This is a genomic window from Staphylococcus sp. FSL K6-0223 (assembly GCF_038008285.1).
Genome location: NZ_JBBOYX010000001.1, coordinates 136,284 through 156,408, shown reverse-complemented (window position 1 = coordinate 156,408; position 20,125 = coordinate 136,284). Strand labels below are relative to the sequence as shown.

Annotated in this window: 18 protein-coding genes and 1 riboswitch; of the genes, 3 read left to right on the top strand and 15 right to left on the bottom strand. The window is 34.3% G+C overall.

What is annotated here, in order from left to right; translation table 11 throughout:
• Positions 1-120 precede the first annotated feature (120 nt).
• The 6 genes from thiC to lpdA all read right to left on the bottom strand — a co-directional run bounded on the left by thiC (position 121) and on the right by lpdA (position 7,425).
• Positions 121-1,863, bottom strand: a complete 1,743-nt coding sequence (gene thiC / locus MHI13_RS00705) for a phosphomethylpyrimidine synthase ThiC (protein WP_054105535.1) — start codon at positions 1,861-1,863, stop codon at positions 121-123.
• 203 nt (positions 1,864-2,066) lie between these two features.
• Positions 2,067-2,170: riboswitch (TPP riboswitch) on the bottom strand.
• A 188-nt stretch (positions 2,171-2,358) separates the two neighbouring features.
• On the bottom strand, positions 2,359-2,574 hold the full coding sequence (locus MHI13_RS00700) for a zinc ribbon domain-containing protein (RefSeq protein ID WP_017174769.1): 216 nt from the start codon (positions 2,572-2,574) through the stop codon (positions 2,359-2,361).
• A 95-nt stretch (positions 2,575-2,669) separates the two neighbouring features.
• Complete coding sequence (locus MHI13_RS00695) at positions 2,670-3,953, bottom strand: dihydrolipoamide acetyltransferase family protein (protein ID WP_054105534.1); 1,284 nt, start codon at positions 3,951-3,953, stop codon at positions 2,670-2,672.
• Positions 3,954-3,967: 14 nt separating this feature from the next.
• Positions 3,968-5,008, bottom strand: coding sequence for an alpha-ketoacid dehydrogenase subunit beta (locus MHI13_RS00690; RefSeq protein ID WP_049335336.1), 1,041 nt, complete (start codon positions 5,006-5,008; stop codon positions 3,968-3,970).
• Between the two features lie 69 nt (positions 5,009-5,077).
• Positions 5,078-6,031, bottom strand: coding sequence for a thiamine pyrophosphate-dependent dehydrogenase E1 component subunit alpha (locus MHI13_RS00685; RefSeq protein WP_002454646.1), 954 nt, complete (start codon positions 6,029-6,031; stop codon positions 5,078-5,080).
• A 41-nt stretch (positions 6,032-6,072) separates the two neighbouring features.
• A complete protein-coding gene (lpdA, locus tag MHI13_RS00680; RefSeq protein WP_054105533.1) occupies positions 6,073-7,425 on the bottom strand; it encodes a dihydrolipoyl dehydrogenase in 1,353 nt (450 codons plus the stop codon).
• A gap of 259 nt (positions 7,426-7,684) precedes the next feature.
• On the opposite strand from lpdA, the gene MHI13_RS00675 reads away from it, so the two are divergent.
• Positions 7,685-8,302, top strand: a complete 618-nt coding sequence (locus MHI13_RS00675) for a CadD family cadmium resistance transporter (protein WP_002449206.1) — start codon at positions 7,685-7,687, stop codon at positions 8,300-8,302.
• 45 nt (positions 8,303-8,347) lie between these two features.
• On the opposite strand, the gene MHI13_RS00670 is transcribed toward MHI13_RS00675, so the two are convergent.
• The 3 genes from MHI13_RS00670 to MHI13_RS00660 form a co-directional block, all read right to left on the bottom strand.
• Positions 8,348-8,755 carry a carboxymuconolactone decarboxylase family protein gene (locus tag MHI13_RS00670; RefSeq protein WP_070548075.1) on the bottom strand — a complete coding sequence of 136 codons (408 nt, stop codon included), beginning with the start codon at positions 8,753-8,755 and terminating at the stop codon, positions 8,348-8,350.
• A gap of 16 nt (positions 8,756-8,771) precedes the next feature.
• Positions 8,772-9,968 carry a 3M3SH-releasing C-S lyase gene (locus MHI13_RS00665; RefSeq protein ID WP_070548079.1) on the bottom strand — a complete coding sequence of 399 codons (1,197 nt, stop codon included), beginning with the start codon at positions 9,966-9,968 and terminating at the stop codon, positions 8,772-8,774.
• 172 nt (positions 9,969-10,140) lie between these two features.
• Positions 10,141-10,653 carry a DUF308 domain-containing protein gene (locus MHI13_RS00660; RefSeq protein ID WP_049419894.1) on the bottom strand — a complete coding sequence of 171 codons (513 nt, stop codon included), beginning with the start codon at positions 10,651-10,653 and terminating at the stop codon, positions 10,141-10,143.
• Between the two features lie 291 nt (positions 10,654-10,944).
• On the opposite strand from MHI13_RS00660, the gene MHI13_RS00655 reads away from it, so the two are divergent.
• Positions 10,945-11,631 carry a type 1 glutamine amidotransferase domain-containing protein gene (locus tag MHI13_RS00655; protein ID WP_049382212.1) on the top strand — a complete coding sequence of 229 codons (687 nt, stop codon included), beginning with the start codon at positions 10,945-10,947 and terminating at the stop codon, positions 11,629-11,631.
• A 70-nt stretch (positions 11,632-11,701) separates the two neighbouring features.
• Here the strand turns inward: MHI13_RS00655 and MHI13_RS00650 are convergent, their stop codons facing one another.
• Positions 11,702-12,523, bottom strand: coding sequence for a LysR family transcriptional regulator (locus MHI13_RS00650; protein ID WP_070548081.1), 822 nt, complete (start codon positions 12,521-12,523; stop codon positions 11,702-11,704).
• Between the two features lie 113 nt (positions 12,524-12,636).
• On the opposite strand from MHI13_RS00650, the gene MHI13_RS00645 reads away from it, so the two are divergent.
• Entirely contained in the window at positions 12,637-13,632 is a 996-nt protein-coding gene (locus tag MHI13_RS00645; RefSeq protein ID WP_070548084.1) for a YeiH family protein, read from the top strand.
• Between the two features lie 76 nt (positions 13,633-13,708).
• On the opposite strand, the gene MHI13_RS00640 is transcribed toward MHI13_RS00645, so the two are convergent.
• The 5 genes from MHI13_RS00640 to MHI13_RS00620 form a co-directional block, all read right to left on the bottom strand.
• A complete protein-coding gene (locus tag MHI13_RS00640; RefSeq protein WP_049382209.1) occupies positions 13,709-14,566 on the bottom strand; it encodes an ABC transporter substrate-binding protein in 858 nt (285 codons plus the stop codon).
• A 133-nt stretch (positions 14,567-14,699) separates the two neighbouring features.
• Positions 14,700-16,043: a dihydrolipoyl dehydrogenase family protein gene (locus MHI13_RS00635; protein WP_070548087.1), complete on the bottom strand. Its 1,344-nt coding sequence runs from the start codon at positions 16,041-16,043 to the stop codon at positions 14,700-14,702.
• Positions 16,044-16,060: 17 nt separating this feature from the next.
• Entirely contained in the window at positions 16,061-16,501 is a 441-nt protein-coding gene (locus tag MHI13_RS00630; protein ID WP_070548089.1) for a MarR family winged helix-turn-helix transcriptional regulator, read from the bottom strand.
• Between the two features lie 367 nt (positions 16,502-16,868).
• Complete coding sequence (locus MHI13_RS00625; RefSeq protein ID WP_054105525.1) at positions 16,869-18,572, bottom strand: ABC-ATPase domain-containing protein; 1,704 nt, start codon at positions 18,570-18,572, stop codon at positions 16,869-16,871.
• A gap of 100 nt (positions 18,573-18,672) precedes the next feature.
• Complete coding sequence (locus MHI13_RS00620; protein WP_054105524.1) at positions 18,673-20,016, bottom strand: glucose transporter GlcP; 1,344 nt, start codon at positions 20,014-20,016, stop codon at positions 18,673-18,675.
• Positions 20,017-20,125 lie beyond the last annotated feature (109 nt).

The following is a 20,125-nucleotide window of genomic DNA, read 5'->3' as shown; positions in this document are numbered from 1 at the left end:
AATATTACCCTGGAAATATGTATAACTCTATCGTATCAGTAGTTAAACGAAATGGATATATCTAGAAGAATTTTAAAAAAAAAGGTAGCAATTTATATCGCTACCTCTTTACCATTATCATTAATGATATATTCTATTGCCGCCTTCTCTAAATTCTTCGGCTTTCTCTTTCATGCCTTCAAGTTGTTCTTTGTAGGAATCGCGAATATCATGTGATAAGCGCATTGAACAGAATTTTGGTCCGCACATACTACAGAAATGTGCAATTTTCGCTGATTCTGCTGGTAATGTTTCATCGTGAAATTCTCTCGCTCGATCAGGATCTAACGCGAGGTTGAATTGATCAATCCAACGAAACTCAAAGCGCGCTTTACTAATTGCATCGTCGCGTTCTGTTGCCCCTGGTAAGCCTTTAGATAAATCTGCTGCATGTGCTGCAATTTTATAAGTGACCACACCATCACGTACGTCATCTTTATTTGGTAAACCTAAATGTTCTTTAGGTGTCACGTAACATAACATTGCCGTACCATGACTCGCAATTTGAGCAGCACCAATGGCAGATGTAATATGGTCATATGCTGGTGCAATATCTGTTACAAGAGGTCCTAATGTATAAAATGGTGCTTCTTTACAATAAAAATCTGCTAAATCTTGGTTTTCTTTAATTTTATGCATTGGAATATGCCCTGGACCTTCAATCATAACTTGCACATTATGTTTCCAAGCAATATCCGTTAACTCACCTAACGTTTTCAACTCCGCAAATTGACTTTCATCGTTAGCGTCATAAATTGAACCAGGTCGTAAACCATCTCCTAGAGAAATAGCAACATCATATTGACTTAAGATTTCACAAATCTCATCGAAGTGTGTATATAAAAAGCTTTCTTCGTGATGTGCAAGACACCATTGTGCAATAATTGAGCCACCACGAGAAACAATCCCAGTTAAACGATCAACAGTTAATGGAATATAGTGAAGACGTAATCCTGCGTGAATAGTAAAATAATCGACCCCTTGTTCAGCTTGTTCAATTAATGTATCTCTATACGCTTCCCATGTTAAATCTTCTGCCACCCCATTTACTTTTTCTAACGCTTGATAGATGGGCACTGTTCCTACTGGTACAGGTGAGTTACGTAAGAGATACTCACGAGTTGTATGGATATTTTTTCCTGTAGATAAATCCATAATCGTATCTGCACCCCAATGTGTGGCCCAAACTAATTTTTCAATTTCTGCTTCAATAGATGAAGACACAATAGAGTTACCAATGTTCGCGTTGATTTTTACAGAGAAGTTTTTACCAATAATCATTGGTTCAGATTCAGGATGATTGATATTATTAGGAATAATCGCGCGTCCTCTCGCAATTTCTTCCCTTACAAATTCTGGTTCCACTTGTTCTCTAATTGCTACAAATTTCATTTCTTTAGTGATAATCCCTTGTTTAGCGTAGTACATTTGTGTAACTGGTGTATCTTTACTGCCACGTCTTGGTTGATATTCGAATGGATGAGCTACATAGTTTTTATGTCCTTCTTTTGAAAAACCGTTATCAATCGATTGAATACGGCGACCTTCATAATGTTCAACGTCTTCACGTGCTTCAATCCATGCATCGCGAACCTTTGGAAGTCCGTGATTGATATCAACCACATAACTGTCATCATGATAAGGACCTGCTGTATCGTACACTACGACAGGTTCATTTTGAAAACTACGTTGTTCTAATTGGGTGTCAGAAAGTTCAATTTCTCGAAATGGTACAAAAATATCACTATCATTACCTTCACCTTTTTTAAAAATACGTTTACTTGCTGGAAAAGTTCTTTTAAAATTGATTTTTTCTTGTTTCATTAACAATGCCTCCTAAGTTAGGTTACTAGAAGGGTCTAAATATCACTGATTATATGATTCATAAAAAAGCATTCAGCTTAATACTGAATGCATAAGAATAAGTGAATATATACGAAAATATATGTAAGTATCATAATGAAGAAAATGATTCATCGTTAAATTGACCTTTTCATCAAATTATGAAAACATCCATATGTCATTGTAAAGTGACTCACTGGCTTCCCTACGCTAGTATTAACTAGATCAGGTTCAAAGGGTTGGAACATGATGTTCCTTTCAGCAATATAAAGCACCCCTAGCAGAGATTATTAAATTATAGGTTACTTAACCTATACTTATACAATGACTTAAAATTCCAAGAATATCAAGTCAATATATTAAATATTTTTTATAACTTTTAGACATCCGAAAGTCTAACTTCACACGACCCGAAGTCTTACTTAAAGATTGAAAAAGCAGCAACCACAAGGGTTACTGCTGTCCTATTTTTTTGACTTATCCTCCAAAGAACAAATCAATAAAGTCTCTACTTCTGTTTCTATCTTGTTTATAAAATTCGGTATATCCACAATTTTTACAAGTTATCGTCTTAAAATTATTATGTTGTACATCTAAAAATTTAGACAATCCTGATCCTGTTGCAGATAATGTACCTTCTTCTACTTCTGTATGACCACATTTTATACAACCTTGATTTTGATTTTCTGACATAATGAACCACTCCTCTATTATATTTGTTGTTAGCTTACATAATACAATAACCCCCAAAATTGGGGGTTATTCATTAAATTGATGTTTCATGTTTTTTATAACATCAATAAATATGGATTTTCAATATATTTAGCAAGTACTTTTAAGAAATCAGCTGCGCCTGCGCCATCTAAGATTTGATGATCGAAAGTTAAACTTAATGGGATACGAGAGACTTGTTTTACCTGATCTCCTTCAAGCACAAGTTCTTTAGCTAGAGCACCGACACCTAAGATACCTGTTTCACCTAAATTTAAAATTGGTGTGAAGTATTCGATACCACTTGCACCCATATTCGTAATTGTAAATGTCGCGCCACTAAGTTGAACGTCACCTGTATTTCCTTCCCGTACTGCTTCAGCTGATGTTTTAATTTCTTTTGCTAAAGTGCCAATACTTTTAGTATCTGCATTGTCAATGACTGGCACCATAAGACCATCTTCAAGTGATGTCGCAATACCTAAATGTACATCATCGTATTCTGTTAATTCACCGTTTTCATAACGAGCATTCATTGCGCCATATTCTTTAAGTGCTAGGACTACTGCTTTAGCTAATAAAGCTGTGACTGTCAATTTTACATCTTGATCTGCATCTTTTAATTCTTCAGATAATCGAGCTTTAAAGTCTAATAAACGATCTGCATTGACTTTGCGATGTAATGTTAATTGAGCAGTATTATTAAGACTTTGTCGCATATTTTGAGCAATACGTTGACGCATTGGATTCAGACCTTCACCAATGCTAGACACATCGAAGTTTTGTGGCGTTGAAGATGCATTTTCGTTAGACGTATCCGCTTCACCTTCATAATCATAGCCTTCTGAGTCTACACGTTGAATATCTAATTTTGTAATACGATCATTTCCACCTGTACCTTTAATTCTTGTGATATCAAGGTCCTTATCTTTAGCCATATTACGTGCTAATGGAGAGATAAAGATACGGTCACGTTGTTCAGGCTTCGCTTCTTTTTCTGTATCTTTTTTATCAGATTGTTCTTCATTTGAAGAAGCTTGTTGATCTTCAGACGTTGTGTCGTTATCTTTATTCTCTTGGGTAGTTTCTTCAGAATCATCGTCATCGCTTCCTACGTCTTCGCCTTCTTCTCCGATGATACCAAGCACTGCTTTTACTTTTGCATCTTCGCCTGCTTGTACTTTGATTTTTAGTAATGTTCCACTTGTAGGTGCTTCGACATCGTTTGTTAATTTTTCAGAGCTAATTGTGACAATGCTTTCGCCTTCTTCTACTGTATCGCCTTCTGATTTAAACCACTCTTCTACAGTACCTTCTTTCATTGTCATACCAAGCTTTGGCATAATAATATTTTCACTCATTGTGATACACCTCCCTACACGTTAGCCTTTTTTAAGTCATCAACTAATTCAGATGCTACGTCTAATACTTTATCTGCATTTGGAATATATGCCGCTTCTAAGTTTGATGCAAATGGTACTGGTGTATCTGGTGCTGTTACTTTTTTGATTGGACCGTCTAAATAATCGAATCCAATATCACCGATGACAGAAGCGACGTCACCAGCAATGTTACATTGTGGACTTGATTCATCAATAACAATTAAGCGACCTGTTTTTTTCACTGATTCTAACACTGTATCTTGATCCCATGGAGACACTGAACGTAAATCAATGACTTCTACTGAAACGTTATCTTCTTCAAGTCGGTCAGCTGTTTCTTCAGCCACTGCAACCATTTTACCAATTGCGACAATAGTTAAATCATCACCTTCTCGTGTAACATTGGCTTTACCAATCTCAATCGTATAAGGTTCTTCAGGGACATTACTTTTTTGACCAAGTAATGTTTTATCTTCTGAAAATACAACTAAGTTATCGTCTTGAATCGCTGACATTAATAATCCTTTTGCATCATATGGATTTGATGGTACAACTACTTTAACACCTGGAATTGTTGCGAACATATTATATAGAGATTGAGAGTGTTGTGCTGCCGCACTTGCGCCAGCGCCATGAACGGTACGTACCACTAATGGAATTTTAGCTTTACCACCAAACATATATCTCATTTTTGCACCTTGGTTTAAAATTGGGTCTAAACCAAAGCCAATAAAATCGTTAAACATGAGTTCTGCGATTGGACGTAATCCGGTAGCTGCTGATCCTACAGCTGCACTTAATGTAATATGTTCAGAAATAGGTGTATCAATCACTCGTTTACGACTATATTTTTTAGCCAGTCCTTTTGTAACACCGAATACGCCACCAAATGTATCGTCGTCTTGAATATGTTCTACTTTTGCGCCACCTGAAACGTCTGTACCAATTAAGATGACATTTTCATCTTTCTCCATAGATTGATCAATCGCTTCATTAATCGCGCCCATAAATGTTAATTTACGTTCTTCACTCATCGTAAAAACCTCCTCGTCTGGTTAGGTTCGTTCTTATCTATTTCTTCGTTTTAGTGCTTTAAAGGTTTCTTATGCAAAAACATCTTTGTATAGTGAATCTTCATCTGGTAATTCACTTTCGTCCGCAAATTTCACAGCATCTTCTACGGCTTGTTCAGCTGTGTTTTCAATATCATCTGCTTCTTCTTCAGTTAACCAACCTTCTTCAATCGCTTGTTTTCTGAATTCTACAGTGGCATTTTTATCCGCATTACGATCATCTGGTGACTTAACTTTTTGTTCGTCACCTTCAAAGTGACCATATTTACGATACGTATCACATTCGATTAATGTAGGCCCTTCCCCTTTTTTAGCGCGGTCTACTGCTTCTTGTGTTGCTTTATAAACCTCTAAGACATCCATGCCATCTACACGTACGCCTGGCATATTATATGCAGAAGCACGTTCAGCAATCGTTTCAGATGCACTTGCATAGTCGTGTGTCGTACCTTCAGCGAATTGGTTATTCTCACAGACAAAGATAACTGGCAAGTTTAAAATTGAAGCGAAGTTTAAACCTTCATGGAATGTCCCTTCATTTGCAGCACCATCACCAAAGAAGCATACGGCGACATTGTCTTTACCTTGGTTAATAATTGAAATACTTGCACCAATCGCAAGACCAAAACCGCCACCTACGATACCATTGGCACCGAGCATCCCTTTGTCAATTTCGGCAACATGCATTGAGCCACCTTTACCATGACCTAAACCATCACGTTTACCCATGATTTCTGCCATCATACCGTTTAAATCGCAACCTTTTGCGATAGCATGTCCATGACCACGGTGTGTACTTGTAATATAATCATCGTCAGTCAGTTGTGACATGACACCTGTGGCAACGGCTTCTTCACCGACATATAAATGTACAAATCCTGGGATTTGACCATCACTAAAAATTTTGTGTACCTTCTCTTCAAAAAATCGAATTTCATTCATTGTTTTATAAATCCAACGTGCTTGTTCTTTTTCCATTTTCATTGTCAATTCCTCCTATCTTTCATAGGGCGTAAGTGTAATAACTACATGTGAATTGCAGAACCAAAGTATGCATCCGCACCTTCGCCAATCGCTTCTAATAATGCGGGATGTGGTTGAATTATTTCGGATAATTCATAGATGGTACCTTCTGACGCTTTTACTCCTAGGACTTCACCAATTAAGTCTGTCGCATGAGGTCCTACAATAAAGGCGCCAAGTATTTCTCCATATGTTTGATCAATAACTAATTTTATAATTCCTTCATTTTCCCCTTTAATGAGCGCCTTCGCATTACCTTGAAACGCTGATTGTATGACTTTCACATCATATCCCGCTTCTTTGGCTTGCTCTTTTGATAAGCCAATGGATGCCGCTTCAAGTCGTGTATAAATACAACGTGTAATGTTTTCTTGACGAACAAGTGGTGGGTGTTCTCCAGCAAGTGTTTCTGCTACATGAATACCATGTGCACTTGCAGCATGTGCAAGTTGATAACCTTTGACTAAATCACCAATCGCATAGACATGTTTTTGACTTGTTTGATAATGGTCATCCACTTTAAAGAACTTGCCATCCATCTCTAAATTTAAATCTTTAGCCACTTGTGTATTCGGTTGTCTACCTGTCGCGACAAGTAACGTTTCGAAGCTGACGTCATCTTGACCATCGAGTACAATTTTAGTTTTATCTACTGTTTTAATTTTCGCCTTTGTAATAATGTTAATACCTTGATTTTCTAAATGAGCTTTTAATAACTCACGTGTATCATCAATTTCAGTAAGTAAAATATCATCTGCCACTTCAACAATGGTTACGTTCACGCCAAGATCAGCCATTGATGAAGCGAGTTCTGTTGCGATGACACCACCGCCAATCACTGCTAATTGTTTAGGTAGTTGTTTTAAATCGAAAAATGTATCTGTTGTTTCATAATCGATGTTATCTAATCCATCAATAGGTGGTACAAATGGTTTACTACCTGTCGCTAAAATAATATCTTTACCTTGATACGTTTCATTATTTACTTTTACGTTTAAGTCTTTTGAAATGCTTGCTTCTCCCTCAATATAAGCTACTTTATTTTTCTTTAGTAACTGTTTAACGCCACCCGTAAGTGTTTGTACCACTTTCTTTTTACGTTGTACAAATTTAGGAAAATCGATATTTAATTCTTTCGTCGTCATTCCCCAGTCATTAGCAACTTGAATGCTATGTGCTTTTTCCCCGTGTTCTAATAATGTTTTAGATGGAATACAACCCACATTTAAACAAGTGCCTCCAGCATTGAATTTTTCGATGACTGCCACCTTTTTACCCAATTGTGCGGCACGAATGGCTGATACATACCCTCCAGGTCCTGCACCAATCACAATCAAATCATATGATTCACTCATGAATGAACGCCTCCTTCCACAAGAGAAATTTTATCATTTTATTATAAAGAGATATTTGTAATCGCTTTCTAATCTCTTAATTTTCATTTTACACTTTATATTTTGAATTTTCAAATTATTTAGTATTTATTGTTTTTTATTTTTTCCATGCAAGTAGACATTAAAAATTTGGTGAAAATTTTAAAATAAAATCTATATAATTCTTATTTGAAATGCGTTATACTTTATTCAATATCACTTTTAAAAGGACAGTTAAACTATGATTCAAACTATCATTACTGCTGCGATATTGTATATCGCAACTGCAGTCGACTTACTTGTTATTTTGCTTATTTTTTTCGCGCGAGCACAGACAAAAAAAGAATATAGAAATATTTATATTGGTCAATATGTAGGATCTGTGACATTGATTGTCGTAAGTTTATTCTTTGCCTTTGTCTTAAATTATGTGCCTGAAAAATGGATTTTAGGATTACTTGGTCTTATTCCTATCTATTTAGGATTAAAAGTAGCTATTTTTGATGATTGTGAAGGAGAAAAAAGAGCGAAACAAGAACTAGACAAACACGGATTAACTAAACTAATTGGCACGGTTGCGTTAGTGACGATCGCAAGTTGCGGAGCAGATAACATCGGATTATTTGTCCCTTACTTTGTCACATTAAGTGTCTCTGAACTCATTGTGACATTAATCGTCTTTTTAATTTTAATCTATGTCTTAGTGTTTACTGCACAGAAGCTTGCATCTATTCCTGAAATCGGAGAAACTGTAGAGAAGTTCAGTCGTTGGATAATGGCAGTGGTCTATATTGGACTTGGTTTATTTATTATTATCGAAAACCATACCTTGCAGACGATTTGGGGAATGTTATTTTAAATGAAAATTATAAAAGGACTCTAACCTAAGCTAGAGTCCTTTTATTTAAGGTTCTAATTTCATCATCGCACCAAATTGTTGTTGGGCATTTGTAAATGTGATGAACGTAATAAGTTCGACGATTTCTTTATCTGACAAATGAGACTTTAAGATTTCTATGTACGTTGTAGGTATTTGATCTCCCAGTTTGATATAGACTTCTGTAAATCCAATACATATTGCTGATTTTTCATCTGTTAGACTCCCGGTAGGCTTGCCTTTTGCTTTACAATATTGGCAACCATTTTTCTGCGCTAGCATACGGCGTATCTCTTCTTTGAGTTCTGCGTTTAAAGCACTAGTATTTTCTAGTGTGTCACTCAATGCTGACCACGTCTTCATAATGTCCTCATGATGACCTAATAATTGTTGAAATGGTGTATGACCTATGTGTGAGGGTTCAATAATAGCCATGATATATCACTTCCATTTAAACTAAAGCCGCTTTTATTTTTTGTAGTCCCTTTTTCATCACTTCTCTAGGCACTGCAATATTAATTCTAATGTGACCCTCTGCGTTATGAACAAATTGCTCTGCGCCTTCAATGATGACACCAGCGTTTTTAATAAAGAATTTCGCCATTGATTCATCAATATCTTTTTCTTTAATATAATAGCTTAAATCTACCCAAGCTAAATACGTCGCCTCTGGAATTTTAAATTCTGCATGCGGCAGTTCTTTTTCTAGGAAATCTGCTAAATAGTTAAAATTATCATCTAAATAATTATTCATTGCTTGTAACCAATCTTCCCCTTTTTCATAAGCAGCTTGCGTGGCAACCACACTTAGAGGATTTTCTGTACCAAAGTGATGGGTGTTCCAAGTTTTTAGAAGTGATTCATTTTGAATAATGATATTTGAAAACATCAAACCTGCAATGTTGAAGGCTTTACTTTGAGACATAGTAGTGATGATTTTGTCGTAATCTGGGACAGCTTTGGCAAATGGCATATGTGATTGACCTGAACGTTTGATATCACAATGGATTTCATCTGAAATGAGCCATACATCATTGTCTTTCATAATTTGACCCAATGTGGCTAACTCTTCTTCTGACCAGACACGTCCCGTTGGATTATGTGGATTCGCAAAAATGCATAATTTAATATTTTCTGTCTCTATTTTTTTACGTACATCGTCAAAATCAATCTCATAATATCCATGATGATTGATTAGTGGAGAGTATACTGTTGAAATATGATTTTTATCACATGCCATTTTAAATGGGCCATAACTCGGCGTAAAAATTAATGCTTTATCATCCTTATCACAAATATAACCTACAAGTTCAATTAACCCAGCCACAATACCATGAGAGAATACAAGATGCTCTTGAGGAAAAGTGAAACCATAACGTTTCTTTGTCCAAGAAACAAAAGCTTCATAATATTCAGAACCGAAGACGTTTGTGTAGCCTAAAATTTTCTTATTTAAACGTTCACGAATCGCATTTAATACGACTTCTGGTGTACTAAAGTCCATATCTGCTACCCACATACGAATCAGTTCATCATTATCTTTTAAATCTGACGTATCTGTATTACCAAAAAGATAACCTTTATAGCCTTCCACATTCATTGAATTTGTATAACGACGATCAATGATTTCATCAAAATTGTAATTCACGATAGTTCCTCCTAAACATGTTCATATGTTTTATCAATTATCATTCTAATACTTACGTCATATTCTGTATATCAACTTTACTTTTCATTCAACACAGTAGATATTCTTTTTAAAAGAAAAACTCCTCACTTTACAACAGTGAAGAGTTTAAAGTTTAATACGTTTAAATATATTATGCTAGGCCATCAATCACGTATGTCACACCTAGGATTGCGAATGTAAGTGCGATTAATGTTGACACAAAAATCATACCCATCATTGGGTTAAATAATAAGATTATCCCTAAAATAATACCTAGGATATTTACGATAATTGATAAACCGCGTAATTGATGTTGTTGTGATATGGTAAACAGACCGATAACCGAACTGAAAATAAACCAAAACGCAAACATAAATACAAAGAATACTGAACTTGCTCCAACATTAAATACAACAAGAATTCCAAAAATTAAATCGATAATACCATTAATTAAAATTAATTTTGTATTTACTCCTACGAGTTTTTTTGCCGTACGACGGAATAAAAGTTGAATGACACCGCCTACCATAATGAGTAAGCCAATCAGCCAAGTAAGTGTATAAAAGTTTTGCACTGGATTACTAAATATAACCACAGCAATAATTAGTAATAACGTACCAATGATTAAACTTGACCAATTTAATTTTCCATTATCTTGGGCCATTATTATCTCTCCTTTTTATATTTAAAGATTACTACAAGTATAATTTATCTATTATTGGAATACAAAAAAACTCACTAATCGATTGATTAGTGAGGCCACTTTTACGAATTCATAGAATTGGTAAATTGTATACTAGTATGTACCACCATTAAGATTTTTCAAACAACTTTTGTAAAATTATTTTCAATCAAATTAATTTATAATTTTAATATAAAAATTATACCTAGCATGTGTTATTCCTCCTTAAAAATGGGTAATTATGAATTACGTAAACAATTTAGGAGGTATACAATGAGTAAAGCATTAGTAGTTGTTACAAGTGTTTCAAAATATCCTGATATGAATCGTCCAACTGGATTATGGTTAGGTGAAGTCGTTCACTTTGCAGATGTGTTATACAAAAATGGCTATGATATCGACTATATTAGTCCAGAAGGTGGCTATACTGCTATCGATCCTGCAAGTCTACAAGAAGATATGATGTCTGAATTAGATTGGAAATATTATCAAGATAAAGACTTCATGACACGTCTTGGTAGTACACTTACACCAGATGTCGTACGTGCTGAAGATTATGATATTATCTATTACGCAGGTGGTCACGGAACAATTTGGGACTTCAAAGATAATAAAGATTTACAAGAATTAACACGTAAAATTTATGAAAATAACGGTGCAGTTTCTTCTGTATGTCATGGTGCTATTGGTCTATTAAATGTTACAGATAGTGAAGGTAATTCTATTATTAATGGTAAAACTGTAACTGGTTTCTCTAATACTGAAGAAGAAGCAGTTGGCTTAGCAGATAAAGTTCCTTATTTAACAGAAGATGAACTTAAAAATCGTGGTGCACATTACGAAAAAGGTGACAACTGGAGTCAATTCGCTGTTATTGACGGTCATGTGATTACAGGTCAAAATCCACAATCTGGTAAAGCTGTAGCTGAAAAATTCTTAGAATTAAAAAACAATAAATAAGACACCCCGCAGTGTTAATAAAAAAGTTGGACCTTTCAATCTTTAGAAAGATCCGGCTTTTTTATTTACTCTACTTCATAATCATTTCAATGACAGCTCTAATATTTTTATCGATATATTTATCAACATGTTGAGCAAGGTAATAGTGACGTTTCACATTTAAAGTTGTTATCATTAATTTTTCATAATCTTCGGGATGAATTGCTGATTTTGAAATAATCGCAAACCCATTTCCATCCTCTACCATTTGTTTGATAATCTTAATATTATTAATTTCTATCAAATATGGATTTAATTTTAACTCAGAAAGACCTACTTCCTGATAAAACCTTGTTCCAGACCCTTTTTCTCTAACGAAACATATATCCATTCTAGGTTGAACCGATTTTTTGTAAATATACACCATTTCGTCTTCCATTATTTTCTTACATTCTATTGCATTATCTTGAATTTCCTTTTCTACAATACCTATATCTACTCTGTTGTGTTTAATATCATTTATAACAGAATCTGAATTATTAACACGTAAATGAATATGTAACTTAGGGTATTGTTGCATAAGACTGGTAAGCTGTTTTGATAATAAATATTCACCATATGTATAACTGCTTCCAATTGTTAAAGTGCCTGAGATGATCTCAGATTCCGATGTTAAGTTTTGCCATAATTCTTGTTCAATACTTTCCCGCTGAAATGCGTATTGTAATAGCTTTTCGCCATCTCTAGTTAGTTTTAAATATGGAGATTTAAATTCAAATATTTTAACATTATATTTTAATTCTAAACGTTTAATATCACGACTCACAGAAGGCTGCGAAGTATATAAATTTTCTGCTGCTCTAGTAAAACTTTCTGTTTTGATTACTTCAATTAATACCTTATACGGATCCATGCATCATTCTCCTTTAAGTCTAATATAACATTTTTGATATATATACTATACTTATTATTTATTTAACGTTATAACAATAACGTGCTAAGATTTCATATCGAGGTGAAAGTACTATGAAATCAATCACGCAGCCTTCATTTATGAAAGGTATTATGTTTACATTTATGATCGCAATGATTAGTTATATATTAGCTAAATTTCCTATTTTACATACGATTGGGGCATTAGCTATTGCTATCATTTTTGCGATGCTATATCGCCAAGTGATGGGATATCCAGAACACATTCGTCCAGGTATTACGTTCGCATCGAAACGTTTATTAAAATTTGCGATTATCTTATATGGGTTAAAATTAAATATGGGAGATATTCTAGGTAAAGGCTGGAAATTACTACTTATTGATATTATTGTAATTATCTTTTCAATAAGTTTAACTTTAATTTTGAATCAAATTATTAAAGGAAATCAAGATATCTCTATACTACTTGGTATTGGCACAGGAGTATGTGGAGCTGCAGCTATTGCAGCTACAGCACCAATCTTAAAATCTAAAGAAAAAGACATTGCAATAAGTGTAGGTATTATTGCACTAGTTGGAACTATATTTGCACTTATTTATACAGCTATCGAGGCTATTTTTAACATACCTACTATAACTTATGGCGCTTGGACAGGTATCAGTCTCCATGAAATCGCTCATGTCGTCTTAGCAGCAGATATTGGCGGGCCAGAGGCAATGACATTTGCTTTACTTGGAAAATTAGGCCGTGTGTTTTTACTTATTCCATTAAGCATTGGCTTAATTTTGTATATGCGTTATAAGTCACACTCAAGCCAAGTACAACAAAAAATCGATATTCCTTACTTTCTCATTGGATTTATCATAATGGCTTTTATCAATACATTTGTTCCTATTCCTTCATTACTTATGAATATTATAAATGTTATTACAACGGTATGTATGTTAATGGCGATGGTTGCTCTAGGATTGAATATCGTTTTAAAAGAAGTTATTTCAAAGGCACTTAAACCTTTCATAGTGATATGTATTACTTCGATTTGTCTGTCTGGAATAACTCTCTTAGTTACTTCTATAATGTTTAAATAAGTGAACATGTTATATGATTATATTTAAAATAAAAAGCATGCATTTCACCATTTTGAAATGCACGCTTTTTTAATCATTATTCTTCAATGTTTGTTAAGTCTTCTAAGATTAATTCTGACGCGATTAGGCCTCTATATTTTGCCCAACGTTCACGGTTTACATCGTGTACACGATCATTTCTAACTGCTTCAATATTTGACCACGCTTCTGATTCTTTTAATTTTTCATAATCTGCTTTGTTATCTTCATCTACCATAATCAATATACGTTCTGGATTGAAGCTTGCAAATCGGTCTGTATCTACTTTTAAGTAATCTGCACCCATATATTCAGGTAGGTGGTTCTCCATATCTTCAGGAATAGAACCATTAAAACCAACTTTTTGCAAGAATTGTCCAACATATGAATGTGATGCATGAACATATAAGCCATCATGTGTTGGTACAGCAGCAATAGTTGATACGTCTTTATCAAGTTTAATATCTTTGCTTAAGTCTTCAACTTTTTCATTGTGTTGAACAACAAGTTCACGGCCTTTATCTTCTTTAGATACGAGTTCTGCAATTTGTTTAAATGTTTCAATACTTTGGTCGTAGTTAGCATCAAAACTTTCTAATAATACTGTTGGTGCTGCCGTATTTAATTTTTCAAACATTGATTCATGTCTTGTTTTATCTGCTAAGATTAATTGTGGTTCTGCTTTTTTAATTAATTCTGTATCAGGCTCCAAACGTGAACCAACAGATGTATAGTTACCTACTAAGTGTTTAATAGAATTTTCTAAGTTATTTTTATCTTTGTCATCAGCAATACCTGTGACATTCAATTCTAATTTAGCTAATGCTTCTACAAAAGAATATTCTAACGCAACGACTGATTCTAATTCATCTGGTATTTCTACGTTAACACCATTCGATTCAAATTCTTTACCCATAATATAAATCCCTCCAAATGAGATGACGTTTCATTTTTCGTACAATATAGTTATTTACGTTTTAGAGAAATTTAAACATTTCATTCTTTTATAAAAAAACGATTAGCCACATGGACTAACCGTTTTTAAATTCTTATAACATGTTCATTTTTAATAAATCAATCACACCACTTGAAGCACCTGGGAAAGCAAAAATCAATTGACTTAATTCTTTGGCTGTTAAACGTTGATTAATGATAAATACAAGTAAGTTTACTAAATCATTGGCAGCATCTGCATAGATTTCAGCACCTACTAAGTGTTTATGTTCATCTAGTACAATATACATTTCAGCTTCTGTTTCATTCTTATATTCGAATACCATTTGTTTACCGAATGGCACATGTTTTACTGTATATTGATCATTTTCTTTTGCGTCTTCAACAGTTACACCAATTTGTGATAAACGTGGAAGCGAATAAAGTACCGAAGGAATAGCTGGATATTTAATTTCATCTTGTACCATACCTAAAATATGTGCAGCAATGTAGTTTGATTCAAACGTCGCAGTTGGCGTTAATTTAGGAATCGTTTTATCTAAAACGTCACCGCTTGCGTAAATATTTTTAACATTTGTTCTTAAGTACTCATCTACTTCAATACCTTTTTTACTATAATTGATACCGACATTTTCTAATCCAATACCTTCAACATTTGGAACTCTTCCTGTTGCATCAAGTACATATTCTGTATTGATTGATAATCCAGATTCAGTTGTTAGTGTAAACGCGTCTCCTTCTTTTTTAACTGCAGCTGTATTTTCATTTAGATAAAATTTAACGCCTTCATCTTCTAATTTTTCAACTAATTTATCTACATGATTACGGTTAAATCCTGGTAAAATCTCATCTGTATGATGAACCACATGAACGTCAGCGCCAGTTTTAATCATGATAGATGCAAATTCGATACTGATAATTCCGCCACCAATGAATGTGATACTTTTTGGTGTGTCTTCCATCGATAAGAAGTCACGGCTATCATGTGTATATTCTTTACCTTCGATAGGTAATTTATTGCTATGTTGACCTGTCGCAACGACGATATTTTCAGTTTCAATAGCTTCACCATTTACTTCAACTGTATGTTCATTTTTAATTACACCTGTACCATCATATACATCAATACCTTGTTGTTCAAATAATGATTTTAACTGACCAGCCATTGGATCAATCACTTTATGTTTATAATCCATTAAGTTTGACCAATTGACTTTAAGATTTTGTGATTCAACAATACCAGGATAGTGTGTTGCTTCTTCTAACACTTCAAATGGATTTTCAAGTAAGATTTTAGCATTACAGCCCCAGTTTGTGCATGTTCCCGCAATACGCTCTTTTTCGATAATTGCTACTTCTTTACCTGCATGTTTTAATGTTAAAGCTGCGTGCCAAGCTGCATGTCCACTACCAATAAATGTAACGTCGTATGTTTTCATTTAACTCATCCTCTTCTTTATTTTTTATTGAGTTGTTTCAAACCATGTTCTAATTGTTCTAATACGTCTTTTGCTTGGTTATATTTCGTTTTATCAAAATTTGAAGGTAAACATTTGGCTACCGCTTCAAAAACTGCTTCTTGTTGTTGATGTGCTTGTTCAGTAAGTGTCACCATCAGTTGACGTTTATCAGTTTCAGAACGTTCTCTTATGACCCATCCTGATTGTTCTAATCTTTTTAAAAGTGGTGTCAACGTATTACTTGATAAATCAAGTTGTCTACCAATCTCATGTAATGTTCGATTATCTTCTTCCCATAAAGCCAGTAAAACTAAATATTGAGAATACGTTAATCCAAATGGCTTTAGTTGTTGTTCATAAAATTGAGCAAATAAGCGACTCACATTATATGCAGAAAAACATAATTGATTCGCTAAAGTCATCTCGTTCTTGTCCAATACAACACCTCTTTTCAATCGTGCAAGATTTATTTTAGTATAAACAATCGCGCGCGATTAATCAAATGATAAATATCCAAATATTTCTAAAATATTGAAGGTGTAGAATAGAATTTATTTTAAATTTACTGTTCCACTCCCCTAACACTTTTGCTAGTTTAATTAGAAAAGACTCACTTTCCTTTAATAAAAGAAAATGAGTCCATGGTTTACTTATATCCAATCGGTAAATATTTATTTTTTAATCTTTTTTTCGTGATTTTTCGTATTCTTCCGTTATTAATTCAGATGCTTCACTATTAATCAGACTTTTAATTTTTTAAAAGTAAGACTACCTGCCTACTAAAAAAGATAAGATATGCTCTCTTTATTTCACTTTCAATCCTCTATATCGATTTAAGGTACCGATAAATTCTTGTTTACGAGGTAAGGCAAGATTTCCTGGATGTCCATTAAAATGAGAGAGCGCTTCTAATCCTTCATGCTCAATTAAGCGATACATTTCATTTGTTGCTTGAATTATGGAATTCTGATTATTGATACCATGACGTCTAAAGTAATCTAACATCACCGTAATAGCGTTGGTCTGACTATCATCCACAAGTTGTTCTAATCCTGTTAGGTTAATAGGCTCATGACCATACATAATAGAATGTAATCCTTTTGCTTTAAAACGTTTTTCTTTTCCTTTTTTAGAGAAAGAATCTGTTAACGGTATGCGATGAGATAGCACTCCAAATGACTGATCACCATCAATTTCTCGCTTATAGCCGTCAGTATTCGCAATTTCTTTTGCTTCTTCTGTTACATCTTTTAAATGATATTCATCCATCATTAACACTTGGTCAGCAACATCAAAGTAATCTCCTGAACCGCCAACAATAAGAATAGTAGAAACACTATAATCTTCATATAATGATTTTACTTTATTAGAAAATGGAGTAATCGGCTCTTTTTCTGGAGCAATCAGTTGTTGCATACGACCATCACGAATCATAAAATTAGTAGCTGATGTATCTTCATCGACTAATAATAATGAACTTTCTGCTTCTAAAGCTTCGATTACATTTGTGGCTTGAGATGTACTACCACTTGCGTTTTCTGTAGAAAAGTGTGTCGTATCTTTCTTTCCTGGCAGATTATCAATAAATGGACTAATATCGACATTTTCAACGTTTCGACCATCCTCAGCACGTATTTTCATCGCATCATGTTGAGTCACCACAAATTCTCGACCGTCATGTTGAATGTGATCATATACACTACGCTCAAGCGCTTCTAATAGTGTCGATTTACCATGGTAACCTCCACCGACAATAAGTGTAATTCCTTGTGGAATAGCCATCCCTGTGACTGCCCGGCCACTTGGAAGATTGAATGTATGTTCAAATTTCTTAGGACTTGTGAATTGAATGGCACCTTTCATTGGAGCGTCTGACACACCACTTTTTCTTGGTAAAATTGAACCATTTGCCACAAATGCGACTAAGTGCTCTGTTTCAAGTTGTTGTCTCATATAAGTCTGGTCTAGTTTTAATGCGACTTGTTCGTTCAATGCTTGTTGATTTAAATTTTCGTATCGTATCGCTTTTTCTACCATTTGAGGAATGCCATGTATTATCGTATGTGATGCTGCTTTTCCTAGAATCTTACGTCCAGCTGCTGGTAGTCCAACTTCAATACGTATTTCAATCTCTTTATTATTAATCACTACAGATGTACGTTCGAGTATCTCTTGTCCTGGATGATCAATAAAGATCTTCCCATTTTTACCAGAGCCTTTCACGGTACGATTGAAATGTTTTAACTGGGTATCCACTGTTCGAGTTAAAAAGTCTGAAGTCGCTATACGTTTATCTTTAGTGTCTAATAATTCATTAGGAATTTCAGTCTCTTGTTTCCCAATAATGACACGCATTTTTGAAGGTGGCGCAAAAGGATCGACTTGGACATGATCGATAGCTAGACGGAATTGATCAAATTGATATATCCCTTTCATTCGTTTATAAGCGCCATATTTTTGTCCGTCTAAAGATTTAAGTAATCGTTCTAAATCTTTTGACTGTTTCATCTTAATTCCTCCGTTCATAGCATTGCTTTTTTATATTTACCCTTTTTTTAAAAAATAAAAAATCACTACTCCAAATCATTGAAGTAGCGATATACATACGTTATTCAGATTTAACACCTGTACGTAATCGTAACTCATGTTCAATTTCAGCTAAACTGCGACCCCGTGTTTCTGGAAGATACTTAATCACAAAGAACATCGCTAGTACGCCAATAGCAGCAAAAATTAAGAATACCCATTCTGTATCTAAATTATGATTTAAAATTGGGAATAATTGTGCAACGATTAACGTACCAAAGTTTAATACTAATGCCGCAATACCTGTTGCTGCTCCTCTTGCACGCGTTGGGAATAATTCAGGTAACATGACCCATAAAACTGGGCCCCATGAAATTCCAAAGAACACGATGAATAATGATAAACAAATAATAATGATCCAGGCTGATGATTGAATACCGATTGACCAAATAAGCATCGCCATAATAACCAATGAAGCAATCATTCCGATGTTTCCTATAACGAGGAGTTTTTTACGATCGACACGGTCAACAATAAATAATGCCAAAATCGTTACTAATACGTTTACCACACCAATACCGACTGTACCGATAATTGAAGCAGAGCCACCTAGACCTGCTTTAGTAAAAATCGTTGGGGCATAGAATATAACTGCGTTGATTCCGATAAATTGTTGAAAAATCGCAAAGATACACCCAATAATAAGCGTCGGACGTAACCAAGGTGATTTGATTACTGAGAATGTGGATTCTGATTGAGAAGCTATTTCTTTCATTTCTTTAATTTCAGCATCAATTGCATCTGGATTATATGTAATTTTCATTACGTCACGCGCTGCTTTTTCACTTCTATTTTCAAGAAGCCAACGTGGACTTTCAGGCATAAATGCTACACCAATTAATAAAATTAATGAAGGAACCACAGCTAAACCTAACATCCAGCGCCAAGCGCCCATATCTGCAAAGGCATAGTTCACTAAGTATGCAGCTAAAATACCAATTGTAATCATTAATTGGTTAAGTGAACCTAAAGATCCACGTAGTTCTGTAGGTGCCATTTCAGTAAGATATACAGGTACTGTTGACATTGAACCCCCTACGGCAAGTCCAACAATGGCACGACCAATAATAAGCATGACAATATTTGTTGAAAATGCTAAAACAAGTGATCCAACAATAAATACCAATGCGATAAATAGTACTAAGCGACGACGACCAATTCTATCTGATAAAGGTCCACTGCCACCTGCACCTACAATCGCTCCGAAAAGCATTGATGACACAACTAACCCTTCTATCGCCCCATTATGTAAAGGGATGTCCTTAGGAATATAAAGTAATGCGCCGGAAATAATACCGTTATCATAACCGTAAAGCAAACCTCCTAAAGCACCCAAAATAAAAATCAAATATTTATTTACTTTCATATAATATCCTTCCTTTTTCAAACTAGTAAATATTATACGTATTAATTGAAAGCGTTTCAATATTTTTTGATTTAATTTAAAAAAGCAATCTTCACATTATAGCTGTAAA

Coding starts and splice junctions, on each gene's coding strand:
- MHI13_RS00675 (WP_002449206.1), top strand. CDS start 7,685: ATGATTCAAACTATCATTACTGCTGCGATATTGTATATCGCAACTGCA.
- MHI13_RS00650 (WP_070548081.1), bottom strand. CDS start 12,523: ATGGATCCGTATAAGGTATTAATTGAAGTAATCAAAACAGAAAGTTTT.
- MHI13_RS00655 (WP_049382212.1), top strand. CDS start 10,945: ATGAGTAAAGCATTAGTAGTTGTTACAAGTGTTTCAAAATATCCTGAT.
- MHI13_RS00670 (WP_070548075.1), bottom strand. CDS start 8,755: ATGGCTATTATTGAACCCTCACACATAGGTCATACACCATTTCAACAA.
- MHI13_RS00695 (WP_054105534.1), bottom strand. CDS start 3,953: ATGAGTGAAAATATTATTATGCCAAAGCTTGGTATGACAATGAAAGAA.
- MHI13_RS00620 (WP_054105524.1), bottom strand. CDS start 20,016: ATGAAAGTAAATAAATATTTGATTTTTATTTTGGGTGCTTTAGGAGGT.
- MHI13_RS00635 (WP_070548087.1), bottom strand. CDS start 16,043: ATGAAAACATACGACGTTACATTTATTGGTAGTGGACATGCAGCTTGG.
- MHI13_RS00645 (WP_070548084.1), top strand. CDS start 12,637: ATGAAATCAATCACGCAGCCTTCATTTATGAAAGGTATTATGTTTACA.
- MHI13_RS00685 (WP_002454646.1), bottom strand. CDS start 6,031: ATGAAAATGGAAAAAGAACAAGCACGTTGGATTTATAAAACAATGAAT.
- MHI13_RS00700 (WP_017174769.1), bottom strand. CDS start 2,574: ATGTCAGAAAATCAAAATCAAGGTTGTATAAAATGTGGTCATACAGAA.
- MHI13_RS00690 (WP_049335336.1), bottom strand. CDS start 5,008: ATGAGTGAAGAACGTAAATTAACATTTATGGGCGCGATTAATGAAGCG.
- MHI13_RS00640 (WP_049382209.1), bottom strand. CDS start 14,566: ATGGGTAAAGAATTTGAATCGAATGGTGTTAACGTAGAAATACCAGAT.
- lpdA (WP_054105533.1), bottom strand. CDS start 7,425: ATGAGTGAATCATATGATTTGATTGTGATTGGTGCAGGACCTGGAGGG.
- thiC (WP_054105535.1), bottom strand. CDS start 1,863: ATGAAACAAGAAAAAATCAATTTTAAAAGAACTTTTCCAGCAAGTAAA.
- MHI13_RS00625 (WP_054105525.1), bottom strand. CDS start 18,572: ATGAAACAGTCAAAAGATTTAGAACGATTACTTAAATCTTTAGACGGA.
- MHI13_RS00660 (WP_049419894.1), bottom strand. CDS start 10,653: ATGGCCCAAGATAATGGAAAATTAAATTGGTCAAGTTTAATCATTGGT.